The sequence below is a fragment of the uncultured Sphingomonas sp. genome (genome assembly GCF_936927845.1).
In the GTDB taxonomy this organism is placed as follows: Bacteria; Pseudomonadota; Alphaproteobacteria; order Sphingomonadales; family Sphingomonadaceae; genus Sphingomonas.
Genome location: NZ_CAKZHV010000060.1, coordinates 97,741 through 122,276, shown reverse-complemented (window position 1 = coordinate 122,276; position 24,536 = coordinate 97,741). Strand labels below are relative to the sequence as shown.

Annotated in this window: 24 protein-coding genes and 1 pseudogene; 12 read left to right on the top strand and 13 right to left on the bottom strand. The window is 68.6% G+C overall.

Going from position 1 to position 24,536, the window contains the following annotated elements:
* Positions 1-13: 13 nt before the first annotated feature.
* Positions 14-979, bottom strand: a complete 966-nt coding sequence (locus Q0579_RS12455; RefSeq protein ID WP_298812797.1) for a C13 family peptidase — start codon at positions 977-979, stop codon at positions 14-16.
* A gap of 119 nt (positions 980-1,098) precedes the next feature.
* On the opposite strand from Q0579_RS12455, the gene Q0579_RS12450 reads away from it, so the two are divergent.
* A complete protein-coding gene (locus tag Q0579_RS12450; protein WP_298812795.1) occupies positions 1,099-2,136 on the top strand; it encodes an SDR family oxidoreductase in 1,038 nt (345 codons plus the stop codon).
* A 172-nt stretch (positions 2,137-2,308) separates the two neighbouring features.
* Here Q0579_RS12450 and sdhA read toward each other — a convergent pair whose 3' ends face one another.
* Genes sdhA through sdhC form a run of 3 tightly spaced genes read right to left on the bottom strand, consistent with a single transcriptional unit; the run spans position 2,309 to position 4,919 of the window.
* The gene (sdhA, locus tag Q0579_RS12445) at positions 2,309-4,108 is read right to left on the bottom strand and encodes a succinate dehydrogenase flavoprotein subunit (protein WP_298812793.1); all 1,800 of its coding nucleotides are present in this window, start codon (positions 4,106-4,108) and stop codon (positions 2,309-2,311) included.
* Positions 4,108-4,485: a succinate dehydrogenase, hydrophobic membrane anchor protein gene (gene sdhD / locus Q0579_RS12440; protein WP_298812791.1), complete on the bottom strand. Its 378-nt coding sequence runs from the start codon at positions 4,483-4,485 to the stop codon at positions 4,108-4,110. Before sdhD ends, sdhA begins: the two co-directional genes overlap by 1 nt.
* Positions 4,485-4,919, bottom strand: a complete 435-nt coding sequence (sdhC, locus tag Q0579_RS12435) for a succinate dehydrogenase, cytochrome b556 subunit (protein WP_298812789.1) — start codon at positions 4,917-4,919, stop codon at positions 4,485-4,487. The genes sdhD and sdhC overlap by 1 nt, the downstream gene beginning before the upstream one ends.
* Positions 4,920-5,017: 98 nt before the next feature.
* Here sdhC and Q0579_RS12430 point away from each other — a divergent pair.
* From Q0579_RS12430 to Q0579_RS12415, 4 genes and pseudogenes are all read left to right on the top strand, one after another.
* Positions 5,018-5,356: pseudogene (locus tag Q0579_RS12430) on the top strand (chemotaxis protein); the annotation flags it as partial.
* A 10-nt stretch (positions 5,357-5,366) separates the two neighbouring features.
* Positions 5,367-6,713: a methyl-accepting chemotaxis protein gene (locus tag Q0579_RS12425; protein ID WP_298812787.1), complete on the top strand. Its 1,347-nt coding sequence runs from the start codon at positions 5,367-5,369 to the stop codon at positions 6,711-6,713.
* Between the two features lie 55 nt (positions 6,714-6,768).
* A complete protein-coding gene (locus Q0579_RS12420; RefSeq protein ID WP_298812785.1) occupies positions 6,769-7,467 on the top strand; it encodes an SDR family oxidoreductase in 699 nt (232 codons plus the stop codon).
* On the top strand, positions 7,457-8,425 hold the full coding sequence (locus Q0579_RS12415; protein WP_298812782.1) for a 50S ribosomal protein L11 methyltransferase: 969 nt from the start codon (positions 7,457-7,459) through the stop codon (positions 8,423-8,425). The genes Q0579_RS12420 and Q0579_RS12415 overlap by 11 nt, the downstream gene beginning before the upstream one ends.
* A 25-nt stretch (positions 8,426-8,450) precedes the next feature.
* On the opposite strand, the gene Q0579_RS12410 is transcribed toward Q0579_RS12415, so the two are convergent.
* From Q0579_RS12410 to rsmI, 5 genes are all read right to left on the bottom strand, one after another.
* Positions 8,451-9,053, bottom strand: coding sequence for a DedA family protein (locus Q0579_RS12410; RefSeq protein WP_298812780.1), 603 nt, complete (start codon positions 9,051-9,053; stop codon positions 8,451-8,453).
* 46 nt (positions 9,054-9,099) lie between these two features.
* On the bottom strand, positions 9,100-10,065 hold the full coding sequence (gene gshB / locus Q0579_RS12405; protein WP_298812778.1) for a glutathione synthase: 966 nt from the start codon (positions 10,063-10,065) through the stop codon (positions 9,100-9,102).
* A gap of 191 nt (positions 10,066-10,256) precedes the next feature.
* Entirely contained in the window at positions 10,257-10,637 is a 381-nt protein-coding gene (locus Q0579_RS12400; protein ID WP_298812776.1) for a YraN family protein, read from the bottom strand.
* Between the two features lie 172 nt (positions 10,638-10,809).
* Entirely contained in the window at positions 10,810-12,240 is a 1,431-nt protein-coding gene (locus Q0579_RS12395; RefSeq protein WP_298812773.1) for a sensor domain-containing diguanylate cyclase, read from the bottom strand.
* A gap of 62 nt (positions 12,241-12,302) precedes the next feature.
* Complete coding sequence (rsmI, locus tag Q0579_RS12390; protein ID WP_298812771.1) at positions 12,303-13,151, bottom strand: 16S rRNA (cytidine(1402)-2'-O)-methyltransferase; 849 nt, start codon at positions 13,149-13,151, stop codon at positions 12,303-12,305.
* Between rsmI and Q0579_RS12385 the strand changes: the two genes are divergently transcribed.
* Positions 13,150-14,355: a penicillin-binding protein activator gene (locus tag Q0579_RS12385; protein WP_298812769.1), complete on the top strand. Its 1,206-nt coding sequence runs from the start codon at positions 13,150-13,152 to the stop codon at positions 14,353-14,355. The two genes, rsmI and Q0579_RS12385, sit on opposite strands and share 2 nt — an antisense overlap.
* Positions 14,356-14,407: 52 nt before the next feature.
* Here the strand turns inward: Q0579_RS12385 and hemW are convergent, their stop codons facing one another.
* Complete coding sequence (hemW, locus tag Q0579_RS12380; protein ID WP_298812767.1) at positions 14,408-15,598, bottom strand: radical SAM family heme chaperone HemW; 1,191 nt, start codon at positions 15,596-15,598, stop codon at positions 14,408-14,410.
* Positions 15,599-15,618: 20 nt separating this feature from the next.
* Here hemW and Q0579_RS12375 point away from each other — a divergent pair, with 20 nt between their 5' ends.
* Together Q0579_RS12375 and Q0579_RS12370 are read left to right on the top strand one after the other, a co-directional pair.
* Complete coding sequence (locus Q0579_RS12375) at positions 15,619-16,176, top strand: CAP domain-containing protein (RefSeq protein ID WP_298812765.1); 558 nt, start codon at positions 15,619-15,621, stop codon at positions 16,174-16,176.
* Between the two features lie 62 nt (positions 16,177-16,238).
* Positions 16,239-17,726, top strand: coding sequence for an aminotransferase class V-fold PLP-dependent enzyme (locus tag Q0579_RS12370; RefSeq protein ID WP_298812763.1), 1,488 nt, complete (start codon positions 16,239-16,241; stop codon positions 17,724-17,726).
* 1 nt (position 17,727) lies between these two features.
* On the opposite strand, the gene Q0579_RS12365 is transcribed toward Q0579_RS12370, so the two are convergent.
* The 3 genes from Q0579_RS12365 to rph all read right to left on the bottom strand — a co-directional run bounded on the left by Q0579_RS12365 (position 17,728) and on the right by rph (position 19,408).
* Positions 17,728-17,892 carry a hypothetical protein gene (locus Q0579_RS12365; RefSeq protein ID WP_298812760.1) on the bottom strand — a complete coding sequence of 55 codons (165 nt, stop codon included), beginning with the start codon at positions 17,890-17,892 and terminating at the stop codon, positions 17,728-17,730.
* A gap of 179 nt (positions 17,893-18,071) precedes the next feature.
* The gene (gene rdgB / locus Q0579_RS12360; protein WP_298812757.1) at positions 18,072-18,698 is read right to left on the bottom strand and encodes an RdgB/HAM1 family non-canonical purine NTP pyrophosphatase; all 627 of its coding nucleotides are present in this window, start codon (positions 18,696-18,698) and stop codon (positions 18,072-18,074) included.
* On the bottom strand, positions 18,695-19,408 hold the full coding sequence (rph, locus tag Q0579_RS12355; RefSeq protein WP_298812755.1) for a ribonuclease PH: 714 nt from the start codon (positions 19,406-19,408) through the stop codon (positions 18,695-18,697). The genes rdgB and rph overlap by 4 nt, the downstream gene beginning before the upstream one ends.
* 160 nt (positions 19,409-19,568) lie before the next feature.
* Between rph and hrcA the strand changes: the two genes are divergently transcribed.
* The 4 genes from hrcA to Q0579_RS12335 all read left to right on the top strand — a co-directional run bounded on the left by hrcA (position 19,569) and on the right by Q0579_RS12335 (position 24,508).
* Positions 19,569-20,612 carry a heat-inducible transcriptional repressor HrcA gene (hrcA, locus tag Q0579_RS12350; RefSeq protein WP_298812752.1) on the top strand — a complete coding sequence of 348 codons (1,044 nt, stop codon included), beginning with the start codon at positions 19,569-19,571 and terminating at the stop codon, positions 20,610-20,612.
* A 45-nt stretch (positions 20,613-20,657) separates the two neighbouring features.
* Complete coding sequence (grpE, locus tag Q0579_RS12345) at positions 20,658-21,203, top strand: nucleotide exchange factor GrpE (protein WP_298812751.1); 546 nt, start codon at positions 20,658-20,660, stop codon at positions 21,201-21,203.
* Between the two features lie 199 nt (positions 21,204-21,402).
* Positions 21,403-22,626: a threonine synthase gene (locus tag Q0579_RS12340; RefSeq protein WP_298812748.1), complete on the top strand. Its 1,224-nt coding sequence runs from the start codon at positions 21,403-21,405 to the stop codon at positions 22,624-22,626.
* An 82-nt stretch (positions 22,627-22,708) separates the two neighbouring features.
* Positions 22,709-24,508, top strand: a complete 1,800-nt coding sequence (locus tag Q0579_RS12335) for an aspartyl protease family protein (protein ID WP_298812745.1) — start codon at positions 22,709-22,711, stop codon at positions 24,506-24,508.
* The last annotated feature ends 28 nt before the right edge of the window (positions 24,509-24,536 follow it).

Below are 24,536 nucleotides of genomic sequence, written 5' to 3'. Positions count from 1 at the left end.
CGGCGGCGCGCTGTTACTTAACCTGGAGCAACGTGATCGCGGGTCGTCCGACCGGCGTGGTGGTGGGCGGCAGGTCGCGCTCGAGCGCGTCGAGCCAGCGGCCCGCGCCCGCGCCGATCGCGACCTGCGGGCGAGAGGGATCGAGCGCGGCGGCTTTCTCCCATCCCGCGATCAGGCTCTGCGCCTGATCGACCGCGGCGGCGAGCGGTTGCGGCTTCCTGAGTGCGGTGTTGATCAGCGCGTCACCGAAGAAGGTCCAGTCATTGTCCGCCTGACACCCGAAGGACGGGCGATCGGACGCGGCGGCGGTGACGATCGCGGTCGTGTCCGACGACAGCATCGGCACGAACACGCCCGAGTAACAGGCGCTGAGCAGGATCAACCGGTTGCGGATGCCGAGCGTCGACAACTGGCTCCACAGCCTGCTGGGCGACACCGCGCCATATCCCTGGTCGCCATCGTTATAGTAGAGCCCGAACGGCGCGCCGTGGCTGGTGGTGTAGAGGATCAGCACATCTTCTGCGGGGTCCATCACCTCGGCGACGCGCGCCAGCGCGAGGTCGAGGTTGCCGGGGCTGCCCATCGGCAGATCGCTGTCGCGCGTGCCGTCGCTGCCCGCGAGCAGGATGACGTGCCCATCGGCGTGATAGCGCCGGGCGAGCACCCGCGCCGCCTCGCGCGCCTCGCGTCCGAACACGGGATCGCTGTCGAGCGCGGCGACGATCACGAAGGCGTCGACGCTGCCGGCGCGCTGCGGCCGCACCGCGGAGAGCGCGCGATCGAGCCGGCGATGCTCGGCGAGGCGCCAGCGTGCGGGCCGGTCGCGCTCGACATCGATCCCCATGTCGGCCTGCACCTGCGTCTCGCCGTCGTCACCCGCGAACACGGGGGCGGGCAGGGTGTAGCGAACGGGTTGGTAGCGCTGCGCCGCGGCGGCGCTTGCGAACAATGCGATGACGAGCGGCAGAAGCGTGCGCATGCTCAAATCCCCCCACCATCAGATTAGCGGGCGCAGCACGGCGCAGGTCAAGCATAATTGGCGGAGGGAACGCGCACGCGGCCTGTTCGCTGAGCGGACAACGAGAGGGAAGTTCTGCTATGTCATTGAAGCTGAAGCCGATCGACCAGCAGGTGATCGCGATCACGGGCGCCACGTCTGGGATCGGGCTGGTGACCGCGCGCATGGCGGCGTCCCGTGGCGCGAAACTGGTGCTGGTCGCGCGCGACGATGCCGCCCTCGCCGAATTGGTGAGTGAGATCGAGGCGGCAGGCGGTGAAGCCTATGCGATCGCCGCCGATGTCGGTGATCCCGAAGCCGTGGCGCGCGTCGCCCGGCACGCGGTGGCTCGGTTCGGGCGCATCGATAGCTGGGTCAACAATGCCGGTGTCGCGATCTATGCCAAGTTGGTCGACACGCCGTTCGACGAGCACGAACGGCTGTTCCGCACCAATTATTTCGGCGTCGTCAACGGGTGCGCGGCGGCAGTGCCGCACCTGCGCGAGCAGGGCGGCGCGCTGATCACCGTCGCCTCGATCGCGGCGGGGATGCCCAGTCCGTTGATGGGTGCCTATGCCGCGAGCAAGCACGCGGTGAAGGGCTATATCGACACGCTCAGGGGCGAGTTGCTGCAGGAGGGCGCGCCGATCTCGGTTACGCTGATCCAGCCGTCAGGCATCGACACGCCGGTTGCCGAACACGCCAGCAACCACGTCGGCGGCAAGGCGCGCATCCCGCCGCTGGTCTACGATCCAACCCTGGTCGCAGAAGCGATCCTGGACGCGGCGACCCGGCCGATGCGCGGCGTGACGGTGGGCGGTGCGGGCAAGGCGCAGGTGCTGTTCGCGCAGCACGCACCCGCGTTGTTCGACCGTGTGGCGGCGATCGGATCAGCGCTGTTCGTCGATCCAACGAAGAATCAGCCCCGACCGGACAATCTGTTCGCGCCCGCGCATGACGGCGTGGAGCGATCGCGTGACCAGAGCGGAAAAGGATTCAGCCTCTACACCGCCGCGATGCGGCATCCAGCGACGACACTGGCGCTCGGCGCAGCGCTGGCCGGGGCGGGGATCTGGTGGAGTCGGAAAGATGGCGAGGCCGCGACACCGCGGGAATATGGAAGGGCGGGAGCTGCTTAGGAGTGGGACCCCGCGGGACCATAATCGGCTGAACCGGCGTTGATCGAGCCGATCGGGCTGCACGCCACCGTCGTCATCCCGGAGTTAATCCGGAACCCCGCTTTTCTACGCCGTAGAGAAGGAGCGCGGCCCCGGATCATGTCCGGGGCGACGCAAGTTCGTGTGAAGTTGCTTAGTACACGCGCTTCTTGGGCTTGATGTACTCGATATCGTCGGTCAGCGAGTAATCGTGCACCGGGCGATAATCGATCGCGACCTGTCCGCCCTTGCCACCCCAACCATCGAACGTCGCGATGGTGTGCTTCATCCAGTTCGCGTCGTCGCGCTCGGGGAAGTCCTCGTGCATGTGCGCGCCGCGCGACTCCTTGCGGTTGTCGGCCGAGCGCATCGTGACGACCGCCTGCGACAGCAGGTTGTCGAGCTCCAGCGTTTCCACCAGATCGGTGTTCCAGATCAGCGAGCGATCCTTGACCGACACGTCGCCGATCGAGGCGTAAACCTGATCGATCTTCTGCACGCCCTCGGCGAGGAGCGCGGTGTCGCGGAACACCGCGCAATGCTTCTGCATCGTCTGCTGCATCTCGCGGCGGATCAGCGCCGTGGGCGTGGACCCAGCGGCGTTGCGGAACGTGTCGAGACGGGTCAGCGCCATCTCCTCCGATCCCTTGGGCAGCGGATTGTGCGGCGTGTTGGGCTTCAGAATATCGCGGACGCGCAGACCGGTTGCGCGGCCGAACACGACCAGGTCGATCAGGCTGTTCGATCCCAGACGGTTCGCGCCGTGAACCGACACGCACGCCGCCTCGCCGACCGCGAACAGGCCGGGCACGACCGCGTCGGGGTTGCCGTCGCGCAAGGTCACGACCTCGCCGTGATAGTTCGTCGGGATGCCGCCCATGTTATAGTGGACGGTCGGCGTGACCGGCAGCGGCTGGCGCGTCAGGTCGACGCCGGCGAAGATCTTGCCCGTCTCGGTGATGCCGGGCAGCCGCTCGTGCAGCACCTTGGGATCGATGTGGTCGAGGTGGAGGTAGATGTGATCGCCCTCCGGCCCGACACCGCGGCCTTCGCGCATTTCCGCCGCCATCGAGCGCGCGACGACGTCGCGGCTGGCGAGGTCCTTCGCCGAGGGTGCGTAACGCTCCATGAAGCGCTCACCCTCGGAGTTGGTGAGGTAGCCGCCTTCGCCGCGCGCGCCCTCGGTGATGAGCACGCCTGCGCCGTAGATGCCGGTCGGGTGGAACTGCACGAACTCCATGTCCTGCAAGGGCAGCCCGGCGCGCAGCACCATCGCGTTGCCGTCGCCGGTGCAGGTGTGCGCCGACGTCGCGGAGAAATAGCAGCGGCCGTAGCCGCCGGTCGCCAGCACGACGTTGTGCGCGCGAAAACGGTGGATCGAGCCGTCTTCCATGCAGAGCGCGATGACGCCGCGGCAGACGCCGTTCTCCATGATCAGGTCGAGCGCGAAATATTCGACATAGAAGTCGGCGTCGTACTTGAGCGATTGCTGGTACAGCGCGTGGAGCATCGCGTGACCGGTACGGTCGGCAGCCGCGCAGGTGCGCTGCACCGGCGGGCCTTCGCCCATGTTCTGCATGTGGCCGCCGAACGGACGCTGGTAGATCGTGCCGTTGTCGTTGCGGCTGAACGGCACGCCGGCGTGTTCGAGCTCGTACACCGCCTGCGGTGCCTCGCGCACCATGTACTCGATCGCGTCCTGGTCGCCGAGCCAGTCGGAACCCTTGACCGTGTCGAACATGTGCCACGACCAGTGATCGGGCGAATTGTTGCCGAGCGATGCGGCGATGCCGCCCTGCGCCGCGACCGTGTGGCTGCGCGTGGGGAACACCTTGGTGATGCAGGCGGTCTTCAGGCCGCTCTCCGCGATGCCCATCGTCGCGCGCAGGCCCGAGCCGCCCGCGCCCACGACAACCGCGTCATAGGTATGGTCGATGATCTGATAGGCAGCCATTACTGCGCGGCTCCGAAGGCGATCTTGAGGATGGAGAAGATGGCAACGCCCGCGATCGCCGCAGCGTAGACGTTGAGCAGGACGATCGCGACGAAGCGGCTCTGCATGCGCGCGTAATCCTCGATCGCGACCTGCAGGCCTAGACGGAAGTGATAGGTGATCGAGACGATCAGCAGCAGCATCGGGATCGCTGCCCAGGCCGAGCCGAGCCACAGCCGTATCGTGGCGAAGTCATAGGCGGGCAGCATCGCCAGCGACGTGAGCAGCCACACCATCAGCAGCAGGTTGGTGCCCGCAGTGAGTTTCTGGTGCCACCAATGGTGCACACCCTCGTGTGCGCTGCCGTAACCGCGGACGCGGCCGAGTTCGGTGCTCATTACTTCAACCCCAGCCAGAGCCAGAACAGGATCGTCATCGCGATCGAGAAGACAAAGGTCAGCCGCGCGGCGAGTTGATTGACCTTCAGCTCGAACGCGGCGCCGGTGTCCATCATCAGGTGGCGGATGCCGCTCGCCATGTGCTGGAACACGGTCCAGGTCAGCCCGATGCCGACGACATAGCCGAGAACGTTCAAATTGCCGCGATCGGTGGTGAACACGTCGACGAAGGTCGCATAGGCGCTCTCACCCGACGCGATCGCCGCGAGGAACCACACCAGCAGCATCGCACCGACCGTCGCCATCGTCGCGCCGGTGGCCCGGTGGATGATCGACGTTAGCATCGCCGGGCTGAAGCGGTAATGAAATTGCATCGGGCCCGTGAAGAGGTGCGGGCTTCTCGGACGGGAGCGGGGTGCGGGTCGGCTGGCCAACGGCGGTTCCTTTCAGCCTACGCCCTTAGCCGTGATACCGCGCGATGCAAGCACAGCACCACGGTCGCGACGGGTTCAACGAGGCATTAACCCTCCTAATTGCGGGCAAGATCGCCGCGATCCAGGCCGCGACGCGCGTGACGGTCGACACCTCGGCCTCGATCCGCACCACAGTGCTGGAGGTACAGGATTCGGCCACGCGCATCCGCCACGCGATGGAAGCGCAGGCGCATACGGTGACCGCGATCACCGCCGCGGTGGACGAAACCGCGCTCGCCGCCGACTCGATGTCGCACACGGTTGCCGCGATCCGCGCCGATACCGAAGGCGTCGCCTCCGAGATCGACGCACTCGGCAACGGGTTCGATGCGCTGGCGCTGCGGCTCGGCTCGCTGGAGGGCAGCGCGAGCGATTTCGTCACCAAGGTCGCGGCCTGAGGACACGTTCATGAACGCTGCGATCTGGAGTGCGGGCGCGCGCACCTTTGCCGAAGAGGTCCGCGATTATGACTGGGACGGTGCGATCGCGCCGGTGTGCGCGGAGATTACCCGCGTGCTCGACAGCGGCGACGCCTGGCAGCAGGTGTCCGCCGCTTTCTGGGAACATTATCTGGCGCTGCCGGTCGCGACCGCGTTCCGCGGGACGCTCGGCGAAGCGGGCCTCGCCAAGCAGATCAGGCGCAGTGCCGCCTACACGCGGACGCGCTACGCCCGGCCGTTCGACGGCGAATGGCAGCGGTTGGCACGTGGACACGTAGAATTGGCGCGCGCGACCGGCGTGCCCTTGCCGGCGTTACTGGCAGCCCTGTCGTTCGCGCACGCGCGCGCGCTTCAACTGATCGAGGGCGCCACGCAGATGCCGTTCGGACGGATCGCCGACGTGGTGCAGCGGCTCGCGCTGGTCGAGGCGAACGTCATGGCGACGCACCTGGGCGAGAGCGAAGCGGCGCGCGCGCAGGCCGAGCGGACCGCGGCGGGGGTGCTGTTCCGCGACCGTATCTTCGGCGGCATCGGCGAGGCAGCAACATCGGGACAGCGCGCGCGCGTTCAGGCGGCGGGCGCATCGGCGTCGGCGCGCGGGATGCTGGGCAAGACGAGCGAGGTGGCAGCGGCGGCGGAGCAATCGGCGGTGGCGATGCGCGACGCGGCATCGACCGCGGCCGGGCTGATCCGCGCAATCGAGGACGCGCGCGTCGAGGTGGAGGCCGCGGCCGAGATCGCGACGAGGGCGGGGCGACAGGCGGGCGACGCCGTTGGCGTGTCGGAAGCGCTGAGCGAGCACGCCAAGTCGATCGAGTCGATCCTGGGGCTGATCCGCGACATTGCCGGGCAGACCAACCTGCTGGCGCTCAACGCGACGATCGAGGCAGCGCGCGCGGGCGACGCCGGGCGCGGCTTCGCGGTGGTGGCACAAGAGGTCAAGAGCCTCGCCAACCAGACCGCGCGCGCGACCGACGACATTGCGGGCAAGATCGCCGCGATCCAGGCCGCGACGCGCGTGACGGTCGACACCTCGGCCTCGATCCGCACCACAGTGCTGGAGGTACAGGATTCGGCCACGCGCATCCGCCACGCGATGGAAGCGCAGGCGCATACGGTGACCGCGATCACCGCCGCGGTGGACGAAACCGCGCTCGCCGCCGACTCGATGTCGCACACGGTTGCCGCGATCCGCGCCGATACCGAAGGCGTCGCCTCCGAGATCGACGCGCTGAAAGGTGAATTCGTCAGCGTCGAGGCACGGCTGGAAGCATTGCGCGGATCGGCCGAGCAGTTCGCGCAGAGCGTCGCGTAAGCGCCGCTCGCCGGGGCGTTGCTGCGCGCGCGGGCGCGGCCTACAGCGGCGCCCCATGACCAACATCCTTCTCACCGGATCGAGCCGCGGCATCGGCGCCGCGATCGCCGAAACGCTTCGCAATGGCGGCCACCACGTCGTTGGGCATGGCACCGCCAGCGGCATCGCGGCCGATTTCGCCGATCCTGCCGCACCAGACCGTTTGTGGGATGCCGCGCTCGCGCAGCTAGATGGGCGGGTCGACGTGCTGATCAACAATGCCGGTGTGTTCGAGGCCGCCCCGCTAGACGATGCCGATGACGCATGGCTCGCCAATTGGGAGCGCACGATGCAGGTCAATCTGACCGCTTCGGCGATCCTGTGTCGCCGCGCGGTGCGCCACTGGCACGAGCGCGGCTGCGGCGGGCGGATCGTCAACGTCGCCAGCCGCGCGGCCTATCGCGGCGACAGCCCGTCGCACTGGCATTACGCCGCATCCAAGGCCGGCATGGTCGCGATGACCAAGACGATCGCGCGCGGTTATGCGGCGCAGGGCATCCTGGCGTTCGCCATCTGCCCGGGGTTCACGATGACCGGGATGGCCGAGGATTATCTCGCCAGCCGCGGCGGCGACAAGCTGCTCGCCGACATTCCGCTCGGCCGGGTCGCGGCGCCCGACGAAGTGGCGGAGGCCGCGCGCTGGCTGGCGCTCGATGCGCCGGCGTCGATGACGGGCGCGGTGATCGACGTGAACGGGGCGAGCTATGTCCGCTGACGGCGAGGTGTCGAGCGACGCCGTGATCGACAGCTGGCGCGTGACGCTGCCATGCACCCGCGCCGAGGCAGAGGCGATCGACGCGGCGGACGATCTGACGATCGACGCGGTGTTGATGACGACGGAGGAAGTCGAGGATGATCGCGAGCGCTGGCGGCTCGACGCCTATTGCGAGCATGAGCCCGACGAGGCGATGATCGCGGCGCTGCGCGCGCTGGTGCCGAGCGCGGCGGGCAGCGAGGCGGCGATCACGCCGCTGACCGCGCAGGATTGGGTCACAATGAGCCAGGCCGGGCTGGAGCCGATCCGCGAAGGACGGTTCGTGGTACATACCAGCGCGCACCCGCTCCAAGCGCCCGAGGGCGGTCGCGCCTTTCTGATCGACGCGGGGCAGGCATTCGGCACCGGGCACCATGCGACGACCGCGGGATGCCTGGCGATGCTCGATGGACTGGCGGCGACCCAGTTCGGCAACGTCATCGATCTGGGGACGGGGACGGGTCTGCTCGCCTTCGCCGCGCAGCATCTCTGGCCCGCCGCGTCGATCACCGCGACCGACATCGACCCCGCCGCGATCACCGTGACAGCGGAGAATGCAACGGCGAACGGCGTGTCGGGGCTGCGGCTGGTCGTCGCCGACGGCGCGCTGAGTGACGAGATTGCGGCGGCGGCGCCGTACGATCTGGTGATCGCCAACATCCTCGCCGGGCCGTTGATCTCGATGGCGCCGGAGGTGGCGGCGATCGCGGCGCCAGCGGCCGCGATCGTGCTGGCGGGGTTGCTGGAGACGCAGCGCGCCGAGGTGGTGGCGGCGTTCGAGGCGTGCGGTTGCGTGCTGGAGGCCGTCGACCGGCGTGGCGACTGGACGATCCTGCGGCTGCGCGGCGGCGAGGCGCGCTACGTGCCGAACAAGCCGATCGATCCCAAGGGCCGCGACGGCTGGGCGCTCGACCTCTGATCGGGGCGGCGCTGTCACGCGGCGGTCAGTTGCCGCGCGGGTGCCAGGTGATGACGCGGTAGACGTAGACGACGACCGCGAGCGCCATCAGCACGAGACCCACGGGTCCGACATATTTGTCCAACTCGGCGTAGCGGGTGCCGAGATAATAGCCCGCGCCGCCCAGGATCACGTTCCAGATCGCCGAGCCCAGGAAGGTCCACAGCATGAAGCGCCACAGCGGCATCGCGGTCATGCCGGCGGGCAGCGAGATGAGCGTGCGGAACGTCGGCATGAAGCGGAACACGAACACGACCCAGCCGCCCTGGCGCTGAAAGAAGGTGTGGATACGCTCCACGTCATTCCATTCAAGCGTCAGCCAGCGGCCGTGACGCTCGACAAAGGGGCGGAAGCGCGCGTAGCCGAGCCGTCGACCAACCTCGTACCAGAACAAATTGCCGATCGTGGTCCCGGCTGTACCCCATAGCACCAGCGGCACCATCGCCATCTGCCCGCGCGCGACCGCGATGCCGCCCAGTCCCATGATGACCTCCGACGGGATTGGCGGAAAGATGTTCTCCAGCGCCATCAGCAGGAAGATGCCGAGGTAACCGCCCCAGGCGATCCAATCGAGGATGAGGGTCGTCACGGGCGCTTAGGACAGGTCATACGGGCGGGCAACGGCCGCGGAAGGCTCAGCGTTCCGCCACGCTGCGCTCGATCGCGTCCCAGATCAGCCCGCCGACATCGGTGCCGTCGAAGCGTTCGATCGCGACGATGCCGGTCGGCGAGGTCACGTTGATCTCGGTCAGCCACTCGCCGCCGATCACGTCGATGCCGACGAAGATCAGCCCGCGGCGCTTGAGTTCGGGGCCGAGCGCGTCGCAGATCTCGCGCTCGCGCGGCGTCAGCCCGGTCTTCTCTGCCGACCCGCCGACCGCGAGGTTGGAGCGGATTTCGCCTTCGCCGGGCAGACGGTTGATCGCGCCCGCGACCTCGCCATCGACCAGCACGATACGCTTGTCGCCCTTCGCCACGTCGGGGAGGAAAGCCTGAACCATGTGCGGCTCGCGCCAGGTCTGATTGAACACCTCGAACAAGGCGGAAAGGTTGAGCCCGCCTTCCTCGACCTTGAAGATCGCCTTGCCGCCATTGCCGTGGAGCGGTTTCACGACGATCGCGCCGTGTTCGGCGAGGAACGCGCGCGCCTCGTCGGTGCTGCGGGTGACAAGCGTTGGCGGCATGAAGCGCGCATAGTCGAGCACGAACACCTTTTCGGGCGCGTTGCGCACCTGCGCGGGGTCGTTGACCACCAAGGTCTTGTCCGCGATGCGTTCGAGCAGGTGCGTCGCGGTGATGTAGCCGAGGTCGAACGGCGGGTCCTGCCGCATCAGTATCACGTCTGCCTCATCGCCGAGGTCGAGCTTGATCGGCGCATCGAAGCGGAAATGGTCGCCCGCGTTCGGCGCCGAGGGCTGCTGAACGGTGACCGGATGCGCTTTTGTCCACAGCCGCCCGTCGGACCAATTGAGGTCTTCCGCCTGGTAATGAAACAGCCGGTGCCCGCGCGCTTGGGCCGCGAGCATCAGCGCAAAGGTCGAATCGCCCGCGACGTTGATCTGGTCGAGCGGGTCCATCTGGACGGCGACGGTGAGCGACATGGTTCCTCCGGGCAGCGTGGTCGCGCCGACCTAGGCGCAGGGTGCGGGCTTGTCACCCGCGGGTGGCGCGGCACCCGCGGAAGGTCACTAACGTCACACCCCTGCGCATGTGTGTGCGCGAAGGACACGTGACCTTCACTGCCTGCACCCGAGATAGCGGCGTGAGTGGCGCGTAGGACAGCCGGGCTCGCTCAGCCGATCCACGCATTCTCGATATGGCGCGGGCGGGTGCCGGGCGCGAGCAGGATCACGTCGACGCGGATGTCGTCACCGGGGCCCGCGTAGCGCGGCATCAGCACCTCGGCCGCGGCGGCGACGCGTGCGAGCCGGTGCTGGTCGATCGCGTGGTCGAGCTCGCCGGCGGTGCGGCGCATCTTTACCTCGACGAAGGCGACGAGAGCGCCGCGGCGCGCGACGAGGTCGACCTCGCCCGCGGGCGTGCGCACGCGGCGATCGATGATGCGCCAGCCCTTCAGCCGCAGCCACCACGCCGCCAGCCGCTCACCCCGCCGCCCGCTCGTCTCCGCCGCGCGGCGCTGCTCGGGCGAGCGGGTGGGGGCGGGGCGGGGCACATCGGCACGGTGCGGGAAAGCGGTTGCGGGAGCAAGCGGCGTGTTCGCCCGGCGTTGTCAGCGGCGTAGCGACCGGCACGCACGGCGTGGCATGTGCATGATGATATGCTAGCCGAGCGGACGGTGGTTCATCGATCCATCAAGCGTCCCCGGCGCGTACTGGCGTCGACGCTCATCCCGCGGCGCGGATTGCGTTCCGCCCGCCCTCTTTCGCCTGGTACAATGCCTCGTCCGCGCGTCTGGCCGCGTCCTCGAACGTGCCGCCGCTTGAAAGTCCGGCGATGCCGCAACTGATCGCCACCATGATCTGCGTCTTATCGTCCGCCGGGATCGGCTGTTGTCGCAGCGCGGCCTGTATGCGCGCGCAGATCGTCTCGCCATCGTCGCGGCCGCCGACGCGCAGGATCATCATGAATTCGTCCCCGCCCAGCCGGCCGATGAGGTCTCCTGGCCTCGTATTCGACCGCAGCGTTGCGGCGATATGCTGCAGCACGCGGTCGCCGACATGATGCCCCCAGCGACCGTTGATCGACTTGAAACGATCAACGTCGATCGCGACGCAGCAGAGCAACGGTGGCCGTTCCGCCAGCAGCGCTGCGACCGCGCGGTCGAACCCGCGGCGGTTGAGCAATCCGGTGAGCGTGTCGGTGGTTGCTTCGATATGCGCCGTGGCCACTCGCTCCTTCAACTGTTCGGCAAGCCGGTTGCGTTCGGAGATTTCGGCCGCGACCGGCAGGCAGGTGAGCAGCAGCATCGCCAGAAAAGACTGAAACAAATGCGCCTGCACGGTGGGATCGGTCGTCACCATGACAACTGGGCCGTGTCCCGATGCCATCGCGCAGAAGCCCATCACCGCGATCGTCACGACCGCCATCTTGGTGCCGACCGGCCCGATGCGAAAGGTCACCAGCATGACGGGCGCGTAGAGCAGAAACAACGCCGGCGATGTTGCGACGAAGAAGACGGCGTATGCGGTACCCGCCACCATTGCGATCAGCGCGATCGCGCCCGCACGCTCCATTGTTGTCTTGTTGAGGAAGCATGCTTTGACCTGACCGTCGAGAACCGCGGTGAACACGGGCGTAAAGACGAGCAGGCCTAAGCCATCGCTGAGGAACCAGGCAGTGAAGGAGGGCGCGAAGGCTTGGTCATAGACGGTCGTAGCGGTGGCAGCACCTAGTAGCGCGCTCGCCATCGGCGCGACGATGCCGGCCACGATCACGAAGCGGACCAGGCTATGCGTCGAGCGCAACAGGTCGATCGTGGCGGTTCGTCGCTTGATGAGGAGCGTCGCGGCGACGACTTCGACAGCGTTGGCCAAACTGTACAACAACGGACCCGCTACCGTGCCGCGGGTAAAAAGATTGGCGGCGATGTTGCCGACCAGCCCCGCGCTCAGCACCGTCAGCCAGCGCGGGGCCGGCTGTACCAGCAGCAGCGCGACCAAGACGGCGTTCGCCGGCCACACCGCGGCGATGGTCTTGCCGTCGCTAGTCAGGTGGATGGTCGATGCGGCGAGCAGGAAATAAAGCGATGCTGCGATCAGCCAGATCGCGCCGAGCTGCGCACGCGACGGTTGGGCGGTCTTGGACGCTTCTTCCATGCGCCCAGATTGATCCGTATCGGTCTAAATGCCGTTAACGGGCCAGGGTCGCATGCAACCGATCAGCGCTCGCCCTTCAGCTCCATCGCACGGGCATAAAGCATGCGGCGGTCGAGGCCGAGCGCGCGGGCGACCTCGCCGGCGGCCTTGGCGGCGGGAAGGCGGGTAAGCGCTTCGGCAAGAGCCGTGTCGGCGTCGGCCTCGCTCGCGGGGGCAGGGGCGTCGGGCGGACCGACGACGATCACGATCTCGCCCTTGGGTGGCGCATCGGCGTAGCGCGCCGCGAGGACGGACAGCCGGCCGGTCACGGCTTCCTCGAACTTCTTGGTGATCTCGCGCGCGACCGCTGCCTCGCGGTCGCCCAATCCTTGCGCGAGCGCCGCGAGGCAGGCGGATAGGCGCGGGCCGCTCTCGTACAGCACCAAGGTCGCGCGGACGCCGGCGACCTCGGCGATCGCCTCGGCGCGGGCGTGCTGTTTCGACGGCAGGAAGCCCAGAAAGAAGAAGCGGTCGGTCGGAAGCGCGGCGAGCGTCAACGCGGCGATCGCGGCGCACGGACCGGGGATCGTCACCACGCTGTGGCCGGCGGCACGCGCGTCGCGCACGAGCTTGTAGCCGGGATCGGAGATGAGCGGTGTGCCCGCGTCGGAGACGAGCGCGATCGCCTCCGTCGCCATTCGCGCGATCAATTGCGGGCGCATGCCCTCGGCATTGTGGTCGTGATAGGGCAGCATAGGACGCTTGACGCCGACGTGGCGCAGCAGCCCGGCGGTGACGCGCGTGTCCTCCACCGCGACCGCATCGGCGCGCGTCAGGATGTCGGCCGCGCGCGGCGAAAGGTCAGCGAGATTGCCGATCGGCGTCGCGACGATGTACAGACCGGGGGATAAGGGTTCCACGAGGGGTGTCATGGCAGAATCGAAGCAGGGGCCGCAACTCGCACGCGCGGTGTCGAAGGCATTGGCGCTCGCGGGCGCGGTGTTGCTGTCCGCATGCGCGACCGTTGTACCGCGCGGACCGGCACCGGCGCCCGACCGTCCGGCGGCCGAACGCCCGCGTCCGTCGCGCGGCGACACCGGCGGCGTCATCGCGGGCGTGCCGCAGGATGCCGAGCGCAACCGCGTCGCGCTGCTGGTGCCGCTGTCGGGCAGCAACGCGGGGGTCGGGCGCAGCATCGCCAATGCGACGCAGCTCGCACTGCTCGACGCGCGCAGCCAGCAGGTGCGGATCACCAATTACGATACCGCGACCGGTGCGGCGGCAGCGGCGAACCGGGCGATTGCGGAAGGGGCGCAGTTGATCCTGGGGCCACTGCTTGCCGACGACGTGCGCGCGGTGACGCCGATCGCCCGGCGCGCGGGCGTGCCCGTGATCTCGTTTTCCAACGACGTCAGCCTGGGTGGCAACGGCACCTATGTGCTCGGCTATGCGCCGAGCCAGTCGATCGAGCGCGTGGTCGGTTTCGCACGCAGCCAGGGGGTGACGAACTTCGGCGGGCTGGTGCCGAACGCGCTCTACGGATCGCGCGCGTCGAGCGTGTTCCTGCGCGCAGTCGAGCAGGCTGGCGGCCGCGTGGTGTCGCTGCAGACCTATGATCGTGCGCCGGCGGCGGTTGCATCGGCGGTGACGCGGATGAACAGGGATGCGCCGTTCGACGCGGTGCTGATCGCCGATGGCGGCAGCACGGCAGCCGCCGCCGCGCCGCTGCTCCGCCGCGCGAGCCCGTCGACCCGGTTGCTCGGCACCGAATTGTGGAATTCGGACCGGACGGTAGCGACCCAGGCGGCGCTGAATGGCGCGTGGTTCGCGAGCGTGCCCGACAATCTCTACCGCCAGTACGCGCAGAACTACCGCGCGCGCTTCAACGCGGCGCCGTACCGGCTGTCGAGCCTGGGGTACGACGCGGTGCTGCTGGTGGTCCGCATCTCGCGTGACTGGCGCGTCGGCAGCGCGTTTCCGCAGAGCCGGCTGCGCGACGCGGACGGGTTTGCGGGCATCGACGGCGCGTTCCGGTTCGGACGCGACGGGGTCGCGGAGCGCGCGCTGGAGGTGCAGGAGGTGCGCGGCGGAACGACGGTCACCGTGTCGCCCGCGCCGACGCGCTTCGACGATTGAGGGCTAGCGCGGCGGGTGGCCCGACAAGGATGGTCGCCGGGGGCGACCGGGATCAGGCCGCCGCGCGCTCGTCGGCGCGAACGACGCGCGGCAGGATCGCGTCGAGCAGCAGCATGCCGGCGTCGGTCACGGTCAGGTGATCGCCGTCGAGGTGGATCAACTCGGGTAGCTGCGCGACGGCGCGCCGGTCGATCAACTCGTCGGTGGTGAGCCCCGTACGGCGGGTGATGCGCGAAAGGTCGACCCCTTCCGCCAGCCGCAAGCCCATCAACAGCGCTTCGGATGCCTGCAGCGCGGGCGCGAGCGCTTCCTCGACCTCGATGCCGTGGCGGTTGCGATCGACCGCGGCGAGCCAGTTCTCGGGCTTGCGGCGGCGCTGCGTCGCGTGTCCGTGACGGCGGCCGTGCGCGCCGGGACCGATGCCGGCATAGTCGCGGTAGCGCCAGTAAGCGAGATTGTGGCGGCTCTGCGCGCCGGCGCGCGCATGGTTCGATACCTCGTAGGCCGGAATGCCCGCGATGGCGGTGATCGCGCGGGTGCGCTCGAACAGGTCGGCGGCGGTGTCGGCGTCGGGAATGACGAGGCGCCCGGCGGCGGCCTCGGTCGCGAAGCGCGTGCCTGGCTCGATCGTGAGCTGGTAGAGCGACAGATGCTCGGTCCCGAACGACAAGGCACGGCGCAGCTCGGCCTCCCAATCGTCGATCGGCTGTCCGGGGCGGGCGTAGATCAGGTCGAAGCTGACGCGCGCGAAGCTGCGTTGCGCGGTGTCGAGCGCGCCCAGCCCCTCGGCAACATCGTGTGCGCGGCCGAGGAAGTGGAGCGCGCGGTCGTTGAGTGCCTGCAGCCCGAGCGAGACGCGGTTGACCCCGGCGGCGGCGAGGTCGGCGAAGCGCGCGGCCTCGACCGACGAAGGATTGGCCTCCAGCGTGATCTCGAGGTCGGCCACGGGCGACCAGGCGCTGATGGCGGCCTGGATGATCGCGGCGACGGTCGCGGGTGGCATCAGCGAGGGCGTGCCGCCGCCGAAAAAGATCGAGCCGAGCCGCCGGCCGGGCAGCGCCGCGACCTCGTGCGCGAGATCGAGCAGCAGTGCGTCGCGCCAGCGTGCCTGATCCACCTGCTCGCGCACATGGCTGTTGAAATCGCAATAGGGGCATTTGGAGACGCAGAACGGCCAGTGGACGTAGAGCGCGAGCGGCTCGTCCTCGGAGTGCGATCGCGTGGCGGGATTGTCGGGCGTCATGCCGCGCCCATATGGCGGCGATGACGCCGAAACGCCACGCCGCGCTGCTTGCCCTGCTGCTGTCGGCGTGTTCCGCCGGCAGTGGTGCGCCCGCGCCGGAGCGGGTTGTCGAGCCGCTGACGCGCACGACACCCGCGCCGCGCGGTCCGGCGCTGCTCGAGCGGATAATGCTGTCGCGGCACAATGCGGCGCGCGCGGCGCTCGGCCTGGCCCCGCTCGTTTGGGACAAGGGACTGTCGGCGGATGCGCGCAACTATGCCGAGGCGATGGCGGCGAGCGGCCGCTTCGCGCACGCCGATCAGCACGGCGAGGGCGAAAATCTGTTCACGGGTACGCGCGACGCCTACTCCTACGCCGAGATGATCGACCTGTGGCTCGCCGAGCGACGCGATTTCGTCAACGCGGCGACGCCGGGGTTCAGCCGTACCGGGCGGGCGGGCGACGTGGCGCACTACACGCAGATCGTGTGGCGCGGCACGCGCGCGGTCGGCTGCGCACTCGCCAGCAACGCGCGCGACGATTTCCTCGTCTGCCGCTATTCACCGCCGGGAAACGTGGTGGGTGAGCGCGCTTACTGATTTATTTTCATGACATGGGTGGAACGGTAGGACACCGTACGACAGGGCAGCGTTCCTGCCGCATGGATCAGACCCAAGCCCCCATTCTCGACGCCTTGCAGCAGATGGAGCGCAACAAGGTTCACGGCTTCGGCGCGCCCGGCCACCATCAGGGAGCCGCCGTCCCGCGCGATCTTGCCAAGGCGCTTGGCAAGCGCGTGTTCGAGGCCGACGTGATCACGCCCAAGGGCCTGGACGACCGCACGGAGGGCGCGCACGTGCTCCAGCGCGCACACGAGATCGCGGCGGAGGCGTGGCAGGCGGACTTCTGCCGGTTCGTGACCGGTGGGTCGACGCAGAGCCTGCACACCGCGCTCGCCGCGGTCGCGGGGCCAGGCGACACGGTGCTGCTCGCCGCCAACGTCCATAAGGCCGAGCGCGCGCACGCGTTGGCGGTGGGGTTGAAGGCGCAGGTCGTCCCGGTGATGATCGACGCGACCTTCGACATCGAGCATGGCGTCGCGTCGGAGGCGCTGACCGCAGCGCTCGACCAGCACCCGCAGGCCAAGGCGTTCGTGGTCGTGTCGCCGACCTATTTCGGCGTGACCAGCGACATCGCCGCGCTCGCCGCCATCTGTCACGCGCGTGGGCTGCCGCTGATCTGCGACGCGGCGTGGGGCGGGGCGTTCGCCTTCTGCGAAGGGCTACCCGACGACGCGTTGACCAAGGATGCCGATGTCGCGGTCTACAGCGTCCACAAGACGATGGGGGCGCTGACGCAAGGGTCCGCGCTGCTCGCGCGCGGCGAACTGGTCGATCGCCAGCGATTGTGGATGGCGTACGAGCTGTTCGAGACGACCAGCCCCTCGGTGCCGATCCTCGCCAGCCTGGACGTGGCGCGGCGCGAGCACGTGCTGCACGGCGAGGAAATGTGGGGCGAAGCGCTGGCGCGCGCGGCCGACCTCCGGCGCAAGCTCGGCAAGATCAAGGGCGTGCGCGTCTTCGGTCGCGACGATCTGCCCGCGGGCGCGGACCTGGACGAGACCAAGGTACTGATCGACGTGAGCGGGCTGGGCGTGTCGGGCTATGCGATCGACGATTGGTTGAACAAGGAATATCGCGTCAGCGTCGGGTTGTCCGACGCGCGGCACCTGCTGGCGATCGTCGCGCCGGGCACGACGGCGAGCGACGTGCGCGCACTGGCGCGCGGGCTGGCGGCGTGCGCGAAGGGGCTGCGCAAGGGCACCTTGTCGCTCGCACCGACCGGCGATGCGCCGCCGATCAGCGCGCTGGGCGTCGACATGGCGATCGACCCGGGCGAGGCGCTGTTCGGCGCGGCCGAGCAGGTGCCACTGGCCCAGGCCGAGGGCCGGATCGCAGCGGAGATGATCGCGCCCGCGCCGCCGGGCGTGCCGCGATTGGTGCCGGGGCAGCGGATCAGCGCGGCGCATGTCCAATCGCTGACCGCCAATCGCGACGCGGGCGCGTTCTTCCTCGATCCGATCGATCCCAGCGAGCGGACGCTGCGGGTGGTGGCGGATCAGCCCGCGCAGGCGCTGGCCGCGGAGTGAACTAGCGCGCGCGATCCTGCGCGCGGCGGGCGGAATAGCCGGTCCAGATCAGCGACGCGAAGATCACGAACGGCACGCCCGCGCCGGGCACGACCTGCGCGATGATGAAGCCGACGAGGGCGATCAGCGCGGCGACGGCGAGGTAGACGAGAACCGGCATGTGCATCTTCTGCTCCTAGCGCTTTCCGACTTAGCAACTCCCGTCGTCCCGGACTTGATCCGGGATCCCGCTTCTTGGACGTGATAGAAGAAGGCAGCGGGACCCCGGATCAGCTCCGGGGTGACGTTGGCGCGAAACCGTTGGTACACGCCCCAAAACTTCCAACTCGACCGCCACCACGCCGATCAGAACACCGCCGCGACCATCTGGCGGAAGGCGTCGCCGCGGTGGCTGATCTCATTCTTTGCGGGTTCGTCCATCTCGCCGAACGTCACGTCGTGGCCTGCGGGCCGGAACACGGGGTCGTAGCCGTGGCCCTTGTCGCCGCGGGGTGGCCAGACGAGCGTGCCGTCGACGCGGCCCTCGAACCATTCGACGTGGCCATCGGGCCAGGCGAGCGCGAGCGCGCAGACGAAATGCGCGTCTCGGGGCGCGTGGGGCTGCTGCGCGAGCTTGTCCTCGACCAGCCGCATCGCGTGGGCGAAATCCTTGTTCTCGCCGCCCCAGCGCGCGGAGAAGATGCCGGGATCGCCGCCCAATGCTTCGACGCACAGCCCGCTGTCGTCGGCGAGCGCGGGGAGGCCCGATAGATCGGCGGCGGCGCGCGCCTTCAGCTCCGCGTTCATGACGAAGGTGGTGCCGGTTTCCTCCGGCTCGGGCAGGTCGAGCGCGCCCGCCGAGATCACCTCGAGCCCGCGGCCTTCCAGCAGCGCGGCGATCTCGCGCACCTTGCCCGCATTGTGGCTGGCGATGACGAGCTTGCCGGATTGGAGCTTGCGGATCGCCTGCGGTTCGTTGCCCTCGCCGCTCATTGCGTCGCGCGGTCCTGCGCGGCGAATATCTCGGTGCAGCCGATGCGGGCGAGGCGGAGCAGGCGGAGCAGCGCTTCCTCGTCGTAGGTGGCATGCTCGGCGGTTGCCTGCGCTTCGGCGATGTGGCCGTTGCCGAGCAGGACGAAATTGCCGTCGGCGTCGGCGTTCGAGTCCTCGACGTAATCGAGGTCGAGCACCGGCTGCCCCTGATAGATGCCGCACGACACCGCGGCAACTTTTTGCGTGATCGGGTCGGCGGTGAGCTTCCCCTGCGCCATGAGCGTGTTGACCGCGAGGCGGAGCGCGACCCACGCGCCCGAGATCGCCGCAGTGCGCGTGCCGCCGTCGGCCTGGATCACGTCGCAGTCGAGCGTGATCTGCCGCTCACCGAGCAGCTTCATGTCGGTGACCGCGCGTAACGAGCGCCCGATCAGCCGCTGGATTTCCTGCGTGCGGCCCGACTGCTTGCCCTTTGCGGCCTCGCGGCTGCCGCGGGTGTGGGTGGCGCGCGGCAGCATGCCGTATTCGGCCGTCACCCAGCCCTGACCCTTGCCGCGCAGGAACGGCGGGACGCGCTCCTCAACGCTGGCGGTGACGAGCACGCGCGTGTCGCCGAAGCCGATCAGGACGGACCCTTCCGCGTGGCGGGTGAAATGGGGCTCGATCGCGATGGCGCGCATCTGGTCGGGCGCACGGCCGCTGGGACGCATGGGAACTCCTTGGGTAATGTGACGTGGTTCCTAGCGGGCAGCGGTGGGCGACGCCAGCGGTGGTTGGCAGGTGGCCGGCGATCAGTCGCGTTGGTCAGGTGCCTTGATCCAAGAGCGCACCCGGTTGAGCGACGCGCGCTGCGCGCATACATTCCGTTCCATGAGCGCGACCCCGCCGATCGCCGAATTGTCCGACCGCGCGCGCGACATCTTTCGCCGCGTGGTCGACGGCTATCTGACCAGCGGGCAGCCGGTGGGATCGAAGACGCTGGCGCAGGCGGGATTGAACCTGTCGCCCGCCTCGATCCGCGGCGTGCTGGCGCAACTGGAAGCGATGGGGCTGCTCGCGGCGCCGCACACCAGCGCGGGGCGGATGCCGACCGAGCGCGGGCTTCGCCTGTTCGTCGACGGCATGATGCAGGCGCTGGAGCCGAGCGCGGAGGAGCGTGCGCAGATCGAGGCGCGCGCGGCCAATCGCGGGCCGGTGGAGGAAGCGCTGGCGGCGACCACCGCGGCACTGTCGGGATTGTCGGCGTGCGCGGGGCTGGTGATGGTGCCCAAGCGCGAGGCGGTGCTGCGCTCGATCGGGTTCGTGCCGTTGGGGCAGGCACAGGCACTCGCGGTGCTGGTGGCGGAGGACGGCGGGGTCGAGAACCGCGTGGTCGACCTGCCGTCGGGGATCGGCGCGTCGGCGCTGGTCGAGGCCGGCAACTACATGACCGCAACACTCGGCGGATTGACGCTCGCCGAAGCGCGCGCGCGGATCGAGCGCGAGCTGGGCGAGGGGCAGAGTGCGCTGGACGCGGCGGCGCGGACGCTGGTGGAGCGCGGGCTGGCGGTGTGGAGCGAGGACGGGGCGCGGCGATCGGTGCTGATCGTGCGCGGGCAGGGGCGCTTGCTCGACGATGCGGCAGCGGCGGACCTGGAGCGGGTGCGCGAATTGCTCGACGATCTGGAGGGCAAGCAGGAGGTTGCCGCGCTGCTGGGTGCGGCGAGTGCGGGCGATGCGACGCGCATCTTCATCGGTGCGGAGAACAAGCTGTTCGCGCTATCGGGCTCGTCGGTGATCGCGAAACCGTTCCGCGGGCTCGACGGACGCGTCGTCGGGGTGGTCGGCGTGATCGGGCCTACGCGGTTGAACTACGCGCGGATCGTGCCGATAGTGGATTTCACCGCGGCGACGCTCGCCCGATTGATGGGTTGAGCGGCGCCAATCGCAATCAGATTCGTATCAAACACAGGGGCAATGATGGCCGACGAGACGACCGAAGACCTGCGCGAACAGACCGCCGAGGCAGCACCCGAGCTGGCCGAGCATGACGGCCAAGCCGCGCGGATCGCCGAGCTGGAGGAACAGCTCGCCGCCGCGCAGCAGGAAACGCTGTACGCGCGCGCCGACATCCAGAACGTGCGCCGCCGGGCGGAAAAGGATGCCGCCGACGCGCGCGCCTATGCCGCGACCAATTTCGCGCGCGACGTGCTGTCGGTCGCCGACAATCTGGAGCGCGGGCTCGCCGCGATCCCGGCCGAGCTGCGCGGCGACGACAAGTTCAAGGGGCTGGTGACGGGCCTGGAAGCTACGGGCCGTGAGCTGGAAAAGGTGTTCGAGCGCAACGGCATCACGCGCATCGCCGCAATGGGCGAGCCGCTCGACCCCAACAAGCATCAGGCGATGATGGAGATGCCGAGCGACGCCGAGCCCGGCACGATCGTGCAGGAGATGCAGTCGGGCTGGATGATCAAGGATCGCCTGCTGCGCCCCGCGCTGGTCGCGGTGGCGAAGAAGCCGGACTGAGCGGCGAGGAGGTTAACTCATTGCCCGTCATCCCGGCCTTGAGCCGGGATCCCGCTTCTATTGCTGCGGGTGGAAGAAAGCGGGTGCCCGGATCAAGTCCGGGTGACGGGATTGCGAGGGGCGGGGACGGTGTCCTCGCCCCTTCTCGTTTCGGTGGCGGGCATTGTGTCGGCGCACGGGAGCTCTAGAACTCGTGTCCATGAACGAGAATCTTTCCGCCGATCGCCCGACCTTCGTCACGCACCTCGAATGTTCGATGACGGGGGAGCGGTACGAGGCGGACCAACTGCATAATCTCTCACGGGCCGGGCGACCGTTGCTGGTGCGCTACGATCTGGACGCGGTGGGTACGGCACTGTCGCGCGACCAGCTTGCCACGCGCGAGACCGATCTGTGGCGGTGGCGCGAGCTGCTGCCGGTCAGGCACACGCGCGATATCGTCAGCCTGGGCGAGATCGAGACGCCGCTGATCCCGGTACCCAAAAGCGGCGGCGCCAACGTGCTGGTTAAGGACGAGGGGCGGTTGCCGACGGGCAGCTTCAAGGCGCGCGGGCTCGTCATGGCGGTGGCGATGGCGAAGGAATTGGGTGTCAAGCGGATCGCGATGCCGACCAACGGCAATGCGGGCGCGGCGCTAGCGGCGTACGCGACGCGCTGCGGCATCGAGACGATCGTGTTCTGTCCCGAGGATACGCCCGAGATCAACGTGCGCGAAATCCAGGCGCAGGGTGCGCGGGTGTGGCGCGTCAACGGCTTGATCGATGATTGCGGCGCGATCGTCGGCAAGGGGGCGGCGGAAGGGCGCTGGTTTGATTTCTCGACGCTGAAGGAGCCGTACCGGATCGAGGGCAAGAAGACGATGGGGCTGGAACTCGCCGCGCAGCTCGGCTGGCGACTGCCCCGCGCGATCTTCTATCCCACCGGCGGCGGGACCGGGCTGATCGGGATGTGGAAGGCGTTCGACGAGCTCGAGCGGCTGGGCTGGATCGGCTCGGAGCGGCCGCGGATGTACGCGGTGCAGGCGTCGGGCTGCGCGCCGATCGTTCGCGCGTTCGAGGCGGGCGAGGAACATGCCGAGCGCTGGGAGGACGCACACACCGTGGCGGCGGGCATCCGTGTGCCGCGCGCAGTCGGCGACTTCCTGATCCTGCGCGCGGTGCGCGAGAGCGGGGGCAAGGCGCTGGGCGTCGGCGATCCGGCGATCCTCAGGGCGGTTGATGACTGCGCGCGACGCGACGGCTTGCTGTTGTGCCCCGAAGGCGGCGCGACGCTGGCGGCGTACAAGCAGGCGCTTAAGGACGGCGAGGTCGATGAGGACGAGGAAGTCGTGCTGTTCAACTGCGCGACGGGGCTGAAATATCCGATGCCGGAAGCGCACAACTGGCTCGACCGCCACGCCGCGATCGACTTCGACCAACTGTAAATTCCGGTCGTTTGCGCGCGCCGCAGCCCGGGCTAGGTTCTCCCAAACCCGTGCTGGGGAGCGCGGGCGTGGGGGAGTGTGGATGCGTAAGGGCTTCATTCTAGCGGCGCTGTTGGGCGGATCGTTTCCGACAGGTGCATGGGCGGCGGACAAATGCGAGGTGCGTGTCGCGGCAACCCTGCCGGTTACGATGGCAGGGCGGCAGCCGATGATCTCGGCAAAATTCGGCGACAAGACCGCGCGCTTCATCCTCGATAGCGGCGCATTCTACAGCACGCTGTCACGCGCGTCGGCGCAGGAATTCGGCCTGCAAATTCGCAAGATTGACGGGTTCTTCGTGTCTGGCATCGGCGGCGACGCGTCCGCGGGCGTCGCCAACGCGCGCAACTTCGCCCTTGCAGGCATTCCGATCCCCAAGGTCGACTTCGTCGTCGCGGGCAGCGACACCGGCACCGCCGGGTTGATCGGGCAGAATATTCTCGGCGCGATGGACGTCGAGTACGACCTGCCGCACGGTGTCGTGCGCTTGATGAAGGTGACCGGATGTAAGGGAGGCAATCTCGCTTATTGGGCGGATGATCGGCCGGTCAGCATGTTGAACCTGATCCGTCAGCCCGGCAGCGTGTTCAACCCTCACACCGAAGCGCAGATCCTGATCGACGGCCAGAAGGTGCAGGCGATGTTCGATACGGGTGCTGACGAGTCATTGTTGTCGGCTGCAATGGCCAAGCGGCTCGGCGTGGTGCCGGGCGGGGCCGGGGTCAGCGAGGACGGACTGAGCCGTGGCCTGGGCATGCGGCATGTCCAGACCTACCGGGCAACGTTCAAGCAGATCGAAGTCGGTGGCGAGGCGTTGAGGAAGCCAACGATCCAGTTCGCCGACATGGGCGTGGGCGATACGCAGATGCTGGTCGGAATCGACTTTTTTCTTACGCACCGCATCTTCGTCTCGAATTCGCAGCGCGTCATGTTCTTCACCTACGAAGGCGGGCCGTTGTTCGGGCTCAATCCGCGACGCGCGGTGACCGCTGACGGCACGGTGATCGCGATCAACGACAAGACGCCCCAGCCGACCGATGCTGCCGGGTACAGCCGCCGCGGTGCGGCCGCGGCATCAAACAAGCGATATGCCGAGGCGATCGCCGACTTCGACAAGGCGATTGTGATGGCGCCAGGCGAAGGACATTACCGGTACCAGCGTGCGATGGCGCATTTCTCGATCGCCTATGACAAGCGCGGCAAGGAGCCGACGTCGGCGGAGACGGTTGCCGAAAAGGCGGGGGCGGCCGATCTCGACCGTGCGATCGACCTGTCGCCGAGCGACGTCGACGCACGGATGCTGCGCGCGGGGCGGCGGTTGCACGACGAGGATCGCATGGGCGCGCGCGTCGATCTGCGCGCCGTCGATGCGACGCTCGCGCCGCAGTCCGACCGGCGGTTGAGCGTCGGTGGCATGTTGACCGAACTGGGCGACTATGATCGCGCGGTTGCCAATTATGACTCGTGGTTCAAGGCGCATCCCGAGGACAGCAGCCGTGCGTCGGCGTTCAACGGCCGGTGCTGGGCGCGCGCGCTCGCCGGAACCGGGCTCGATCAGGCGCTGAGCGATTGCGACGCCGCGCTGCGGCTGCGCAAAGGCGACGTGAGCACGCTCGACAGTCGCGCGCTGGTGCGGCTGCGGCGCGGGGAGTGGAAGCTGGCAGTGGCGGACTACGACGCCGCGCTGAAGGGTGATCCCGACAACGCTTGGTCACGCTACGCGCGCGGCGTTGCGCTGACCCGCGGCGGCGACACGAAGCGTGGAAGCGAGGATCATGCCGCGGCGCTCAAGCTCGACGAGAAGATCGAGGAGCGCGCGAAACGGTACAATCTGACGTATTGATGGCGCATCCGCCGCGCGTTCTATCGCG